Below are 6,870 nucleotides of genomic sequence, written 5' to 3'. Positions count from 1 at the left end.
CTGCCGGGCCGGGCGGGGCGGCGGGCCGGGGGGCCCGCGGGCCGGGCCCGGGGGCGGCTGCGCTCAGGCCGCCAGGCCCACCACCAGCCAGATGAACGCGGCGCCCGCGACCGTGCACAGCACGGTCGAGCGGGCGGGGTGCTCGTGGTGGGCCTCGGGCAGGATCTCGGCGGCGGCGAGGTAGAGCAGGACACCGCCGAACAGGCCGAGATAACCGCCGAGAAACCATTCGGGGATGCTGATGAACGCGGTCGAGGCGGCGCCCACCACCGGCGCCAGGGCGTCCGCGACCAGCATGGCTATCGCCCGGCGCCGGGCGTTGCCGTACAGGCTGGTGAGGGTGAAGGTGTTGAAGCCGTCCGCGAAGTCGTGGGCGATGACCGCGAGCGCGACGGCGGCGCCCATGCCGCCGCCGACCTGGAACGCGGCGCCTATCGCCACGCCGTCCATGGCGCTGTGCCCCACCATGGCCGCCGCCGCCGTGAGGCCCACCTCGGGCGCGCGCTGGTGAGAGTGCTCGTCACCGCCGTGCGCGGCCTGCCGGGCGGCCAGCAGGCGCTCCACCAGGTGGGCCAGCAGGAAGCCGGCCACGAACAGCAGCAGAGCCGCCGGTACGCCGAACACCTCGCGGCCCACCGCGCGCAGTGCCTCGGGCAGGAGGTCGAGACCGACCACACCGAGCATCAGGCCGCCGGCCAGTCCGAGGACCAGATGGCGGCGGTCGGTGACCCGCTGTGCCGTCCAGCCGCCGGCCAGCGTCATCAGGAACGCGCCGAGCGCGACGAAGACCGCCATGTGCCCTTGCTATCCGATCAACCCCCGATCGCGCACATCCGGCCACTGTCCGACCCCCACAGACCGTGACATTCCGTACGAGAGGACTCGACCCCATGGCCGATGCCCCCACCGCTGAGGTGACCTTCGTCGGTGCCGGTCCCGGCGCCGCCGGCCCCCTGACGCGCGTCGCGTGCGCCGTGCACCGCGCGCCCACGGCGCACGACGGGTACATGGCGCACGGCGCGCACGGCGCGCGCGGCGGACAAGACAGGCAAGACGCGCACGGCGGCGCCCGTTCGCGCCCGGCCCGCCGCCCCGCGCGCCCCCACGACTGCCCCGGGGCGGCCCCGGGAGCCCGCAGGACCGCCCCCGCGGCCCGCCCCCGGGTCCGTCCCGAGGCTCCCGGGGCATCCGGGGCATCCGGGGCCTGCGGCGCTCCCCGGGCCCCGTTCGGGCAGGGGGCGGGCGCGTGATCACGGTCGTCGGTACGGGTACGGGGGCGCCGCCGGAGCACGGGGTGCTCGACGGCGCGGAGCTGGTCGTGGGCGGACGCCGGCACCTGGAGGCCGTACGGCTGCCGGAAGGTGCCCGGCGGGTCGTGCTGGGGCCCCTGCCGCCCGCCCTCGACGTGATCGCGCAGTATGCCGGGCAGGGGCGGCGCGTGGTCGTGCTCGCCTCGGGCGACCCCGGGTTCTTCGGGATCGTGCGGGCGCTGGCGGAACGGTTCGGCTCCGCGCTGCTGGACGTGCGGCCGGGCGTCTCCTCCGTCGCCGCCGCCTTCGCGCGCGCCGGGCTGCCCTGGGACGACGCCGTGGTGGTCAGCGCGCACGGGCGGGAGCTGCGGACGGCCGTCAACGTGTGCCGGTCCCGGCCGAAGGTCGCCGTGCTGACGGGTCCCGGCACCGGGCCCGCCGAGCTGGGGGCCGCGCTGGCCCGGACGCCGTCCGGGGAGCGGGTGCTGGTCGTCGCCTCGGCGCTGGGCGACCCGGACCACGAGCGCGTCGAACGGGTCACGCCCGCCGAGGCCGCCGCCCGGGACTGGGGCACGGCGGTGAGCGTGGTGCTGTGCCTGGACGAGGCCCGTGCGCTGGGTGCCGTACGGACGCTGGCCGGGCCGGACGTGCCGGCAGCGGGCTGGGCACTGGCGGACGACGTCTTCGCGCCGCGCGACCCGGTCGGCGCCGGGCCCGAGGTGCGGGCGCTGGCCCTGGCCCGGCTCGGGCCGCGCCTGGGCGATCTGGTCTGGTGCGTCGGCGCCGGGTCGGGGCCGGTGGCCGTGGAGTGCGCCCGGCTCGGCGCGGCGGCCGTCGCGGTCGAGCGGACGGCGGACGGTGCCGGACGGGTGCGGGCCGGCGCCGCCGCCCGGGGTGTCGACGTCGCGGTCGTGCACGGGGCGGCGCCCGGCGCGCTGTCCGCACTCGCCGACGATCCGGACGCGGTGTTCGTGGGCGAGGCGGGCGGCGACCTGGCCGCCGTCGTCGGCGTCTGCGCGCGCCGGGCCCGGCGGACCGTCGTCGTCGCCCTCGCCTCCCCCGACCGGGTGCCCGCCGCCCGCGAGGCGCTCACCGGCGCCGGACTGGCCTGCGACGGCGTCCTGCTCCAGGCGTCACCGCTGGCACCGCCGCCGGGGGACACGACCGGAGCGGCGGCCCCCGGCCCGGTGTTCCTCCTGTGGGGCGTACGGCCCCCGGCGCCCCCGCCGCCGCCCGGAGCCGCGTCCGCCCCCGGGCAAGGGCGTGCCCGGTGACCGGTCTCCTCGGGCCCGGCGCCCTCGGGCTGCCGGCGGAGGGGGACGTGGCCGCCGTGTCGCGGGCGCTGCTGGAGGGTGAACCGGTCGTCCTGGACGCCGAGGTGCCGTGGCCGCTGCCCGTCCTGGCCTCCCTGGCCGCGCTCGCGCCGCGGCCGGGCGTGTCCGGAGGTACGGAGGCGGTCTGCGCCGTCCGGGTGACGGACCGGGCGGTCGCGCCGGGCGAGCGGGAGGTGGTGCTCCGGCCGCCGTCCCTCGCCGTCGGTGTGGGCGCCTGCGCCGGAGCGGCGGCCGAGGAGGTGCTGGGGGTGGTCGAGGGCGCGCTGCGGGAGGCGGGACTGTCCGTGCGCAGCGTCGCCCTGCTGGCCACCGTCGACACCAAGGCCGCCGAGCCCGGCGTCGTAGCGGCGGCCGCGCGGCTCGGTGTGCCCCTGGTGACGTACTCCGCCGGGGAACTGGCCGCCGTGACCGTGCCGAACCCGTCGGACGCCTCGCGCGCCGCCGTGGGCACCCCGTCGGTCGCGGAGGCCGCCGCTCTCGTCGGCGGCGGTGAACTCCTCGTCCCCAAGACGAGGTCCGCCCCGGCCGACGGGGGTCCGGCGCGGGCGACGTGCGCGGTCGTACGGCGCCCCGCCCCCTCGCCGTCCTCCCTCCAGCAGGAACTCCCTCCAGGAACTCCCCCGGGGACACCGCCATGAACACCGTTCCGGACACCCCCTTCACGACGGGCACACGCATGCGCACGCACATCGAGGACCACGGGATGCCGTGGCAGGGCGGCGGGCACGACCTGCGGCACCACGGGGACGCGGAGGTACGGGACGACGGTTCGGCGCTGGTCGACCTCGCCGTGAACGTACGCACCGGCACCCCGCCCCCCTGGCTGCGGGAGCGGATCGCCGGCTCGCTCGCCTCCCTCGCCGCCTATCCGGACGGGCGGGCCGCACGGGCCGCGGTGGCCGCCCGGCACGGACTGCCGGTGGACCGCGTGCTGCTGACGGCGGGTGCGGCGGAGGCGTTCGTGCTGCTGGCACGCGCCCTGGAGGTCCGCCGGCCGGTCGTCGTGCACCCGCAGTTCACGGAGCCGGAGGCCGCGCTGCGGGACGCCGGGCACCGCGTGGACCGGGTGCTGCTGCGCGCGGAGGACGGCTTCCGGCTCGACCCGGCGGACGTCCCCGAGGACGCGGACCTCGTGGTGGTCGGCAACCCGACCAACCCCACTTCGGTGCTGCACCCGGCGGCGGCGCTCGTGGGACTGGCCCGGCCCGGCCGGACGCTGGTGGTCGACGAGGCGTTCATGGACGCGGTGCCGGGCGAGCGGGAGGCGCTGGCCGGGCGGACCGACGTGCCCGGCCTGGTCGTCCTGCGCAGCCTGACCAAGACCTGGGGGCTGGCCGGGCTGCGGATCGGGTACGTGCTGTCCTCCCCGAAGATCATCGCCGCGCTGGAGCGCGCCCAGCCGTTGTGGCCGGTGTCCACGCCGGCGCTGGCGGCGGCCGTGGCGTGCGTGGAGCCGCGCGCGCTGGCGGAGGCGGCGCACGCGGCCCACCGGATCGCGGCCGACCGGGCCCACCTGGTGGCGGGCCTGGCGGCCTTCGCCGAGCGCGGGGTGCGGGTGGCCGGGCCTGCCGAGGGTCCGTTCGTCCTGGTGCGGATGGAAGGAGCGGCGCGGGTACGGCGGCGGCTGCGCGAACGGGGTTACGCGGTGCGGCGCGGTGACACGTTCCCGGGGCTCGGGGAGGACTGGGTGCGGGTGGCCGTACGGGGGCGGGGGGTGGTGGAGGGGTTCCTGGACGCACTGGGGGCCGCGCTGGACTCGCAGGACACGGGGGACACGGAGGAGAGGGAGGCCGCGGAGGGGCCGTGAGGCGCCGCCTCCGCCGCTCCGCCTCCTCCTCGGTCCCGCTGCCTCAGCCCCTCCGCCGTCCGCCCGGCCACCCCTTCCGCCGTCCGGTCAGCCCCTCCGCCGCCGGGTCAGCGCCACCGCCGCCCCGCCCGCGGCCAGCAGGACCGCCGAGCCCGCCGCGAGGTACGGGGTCATGGAGCTGCCTCCGGTCTCCGCGAGGCCGGCGCCCGCGGTCTTCGTGGGCTTCGCGGCGGACGGTGCCGGCGCGACGGGCTCGGTGGCGGAGGCGCCCTGGGGCTTCGGGTCCGTCGCGGGGGTGGTGGCGGGCTGCGGTGACTTCTCCGGTGCCGCGGGGGACTCACAGGTCGCCCGGGCGAGCGTGACGGTGCCCTCGACCTCGGCCACGTTGAGCTTCAACGGGTTGACGGAGACCCGGAGTTCGAGGGCGGTCGCCGCGGCCGTGCGGGACGTGGTCGCGCGGCGGGACAGGTCGAGGCGGACCTCTCCGACGCCGGGCACCCGGACGTCGGTGGTGCCGCCCGCGGTGAGCGTCACCTTCCTGCCGAGGACGGTCACGCCGCCCAGGACGTCGCTCGTCGCCGACGGCGCCCTGCCCGTCCGGCAGGTCGCCCTGGCGGTGACCTGGTCCACCTCGATGAGGGAGAGCAGGGGCAGGCCGGGCACGTGGAGGCGGGCGTGGGCGAGGTCGACGCTGCCCTCCGCGCCGCTCGCCGAGACCCTCGCGTCCGCCGTGGCCACGTCCGCGCGCAGCACGCTGAACGGCTTGCCGCCCTCGACGCCGTCGAGGCGGGCGCTGAGCGCGGTCCGCCGGGCGCTCGCCGGTGCCTGGACCTCGTCGAGGGAGAGGGTGAGCGGGAGGTTCACCGTCTTGTTGAGCAGGGACACGTCGAGGCCGGCGCGCAGGACGGAGGCGCCTGCGCGGCCGTGGCCGGTGGTCGCGTGGGCGGAGCCCGCTCCGGCCAGCGTCACCGGGCCGGCGGCCAGGGCGGTGGCCGCGGCGGCGGTGACGAGGCGGCGTGCGGGCATGCGGAAGGTATGGCCGTTCACGGTGTGGGACCCCCAGAGAGGAATGCTTGGGACCCGGAAAGAATTACGCACCGAGAGTGAACGGTCAGCCATCCTGGGTGACTTCACTCCTTCGAGGGGTTTCCGTCCTCGTTTTCGATTCGCCCGGTACGGGTGTTCGCTTCCTTCACCCTCGTGTCCCCCTCCTGCCCCCGGTGCGGACACCCCGCTCGGCGCACCGGCGCACGACACGGGGTGCACAACGAGCCGGCCGGGGCATCGGTCACCTCCCGTCAACCCGCCGCCCGTCCGGTCCGCGGTCGTCCGGTCAGCCGACGATCCGGCCGTTCAGCACCACCCGCCGCGGTTCCGCCAGCACCCGTACGTCCGCCCGCGGATCCGCCTCGTACACCACGAGGTCGGCGGGCGCGCCCTCCTCCAGGCCGGGGCGGCCGAGCCAGGACCGGGCGCCCCAGGCCGTCGCCGACAGGGCCTGGAGCGGCGGGATGCCCGCGGTGACCAGTTCCGCGACCTCGGCCGCCACCAGGCCGTGCGGCAGCGCGCCGCCCGCGTCCGTGCCGACGTACACCGGGATCCCGGCGTCGTGGGCGGCGCGGACGGTGTCGTAACGGCGCTCGTGGAGCCGGCGCATGTGGGCCGCCCAGCGCGGGAACCTGGCCTCGCCGCCGGCCGCGAGGCCGGGGAACGTGGCGATGTTGACCAGCGTGGGCACGATGGCGACGCCGCGCTCCGCGAACAGCGGGATCAGGTCCTCGGTGAGTCCCGTGGCGTGCTCGATGCAGTCGATGCCCGCCTCCACCAGGTCGCGCAGGGAGTCCTCCGCGAAGCAGTGCGCGGTCACCCGGGCGCCCAGCCGGTGCGCCTCGGCGATGGCGGCCCCGGCCGCCTCACGGGGCCAGCAGGCGGAGAGGTCGCCGAGGTCGCGGTCGATCCAGTCGCCGACCAGCTTGACCCAGCCGTCGCCGCGCCGGGCCTCCCGGGCGACGTAGCGGACCAGGTCCCCGGGTTCGATCTCGTGGGCGTAGTTGCGGATGTAGCGGCGGGTGCGGGCGATGTGGCGGCCGGCCCGGATGATCTTCGGCAGGTCCTCGCGGTCGTCGGTCCAGCGCGTGTCGGACGGTGAGCCCGCGTCCCGCAGCAGCAGCGCCCCGGCCTCCCGCTCGGTGAGCGCCTGCTTCTCGGAGACGTCCTCGGGCACCGGGCCGTGCGCGTCGAGACCGACGTGGCAGTGCGCGTCGACCAGGCCGGGCAGGACCCAGCCCCCGACGGTCCGCACGTCCCGGGCGCCGGGCGGGCGCTCGTAGGAGATGCGGCCGCCCACCACCCACAGTTCGTCACGGACCTGGTCGTCGTCGGGGCCGACGAGGACCCGTCCCTTCACGTGCAGCACCGCGCCATCGCTCATGTACCGCACCCTAGTAGGGCCTGTCGCCGCCCCGGCAGGGCCTCTCGC

Annotated in this window: 6 protein-coding genes; 3 read left to right on the top strand and 3 right to left on the bottom strand. The window is 77.5% G+C overall.

Going from position 1 to position 6,870, the window contains the following annotated elements; all coding sequences use genetic code 11:
• Nucleotides 1-63: 63 nt before the first annotated feature.
• Nucleotides 64-795 carry a ZIP family metal transporter gene (locus IG64_RS27020; RefSeq protein WP_037860879.1) on the bottom strand — a complete coding sequence of 244 codons (732 nt, stop codon included), beginning with the start codon at nt 793-795 and terminating at the stop codon, nt 64-66.
• Nucleotides 796-1,246: 451 nt separating this feature from the next.
• Between IG64_RS27020 and cbiE the strand changes: the two genes are divergently transcribed.
• The 3 genes from cbiE to cobC are packed head-to-tail and all read left to right on the top strand — an operon-like array spanning nt 1,247 to nt 4,391.
• A complete protein-coding gene (cbiE, locus tag IG64_RS27015; protein WP_051813372.1) occupies nt 1,247-2,524 on the top strand; it encodes a precorrin-6y C5,15-methyltransferase (decarboxylating) subunit CbiE in 1,278 nt (425 codons plus the stop codon).
• On the top strand, nt 2,521-3,222 hold the full coding sequence (locus IG64_RS40670) for a cobalamin biosynthesis protein (protein ID WP_420709988.1): 702 nt from the start codon (nt 2,521-2,523) through the stop codon (nt 3,220-3,222). Before cbiE ends, IG64_RS40670 begins: the two co-directional genes overlap by 4 nt.
• A 38-nt stretch (nt 3,223-3,260) precedes the next feature.
• Nucleotides 3,261-4,391: an Rv2231c family pyridoxal phosphate-dependent protein CobC gene (cobC, locus tag IG64_RS27005; protein ID WP_420709991.1), complete on the top strand. Its 1,131-nt coding sequence runs from the start codon at nt 3,261-3,263 to the stop codon at nt 4,389-4,391.
• Between the two features lie 87 nt (nt 4,392-4,478).
• Here the strand turns inward: cobC and IG64_RS27000 are convergent, their stop codons facing one another.
• Together IG64_RS27000 and IG64_RS26995 are read right to left on the bottom strand one after the other, a co-directional pair.
• Nucleotides 4,479-5,438, bottom strand: coding sequence for an SCO1860 family LAETG-anchored protein (locus tag IG64_RS27000; RefSeq protein WP_037860878.1), 960 nt, complete (start codon nt 5,436-5,438; stop codon nt 4,479-4,481).
• 286 nt (nt 5,439-5,724) lie between these two features.
• A complete protein-coding gene (locus tag IG64_RS26995; protein WP_037860876.1) occupies nt 5,725-6,822 on the bottom strand; it encodes an amidohydrolase family protein in 1,098 nt (365 codons plus the stop codon).
• Nucleotides 6,823-6,870 lie beyond the last annotated feature (48 nt).

It is taken from the genome of Streptomyces sp. NRRL S-340, from assembly GCF_000720185.1.
Lineage (GTDB): Bacteria > Actinomycetota > Actinomycetes > Streptomycetales > Streptomycetaceae > Streptomyces.
Note: the sequence above shows the minus strand (reverse complement) of the source record. Positions and strands in the feature narration are given on the sequence as shown.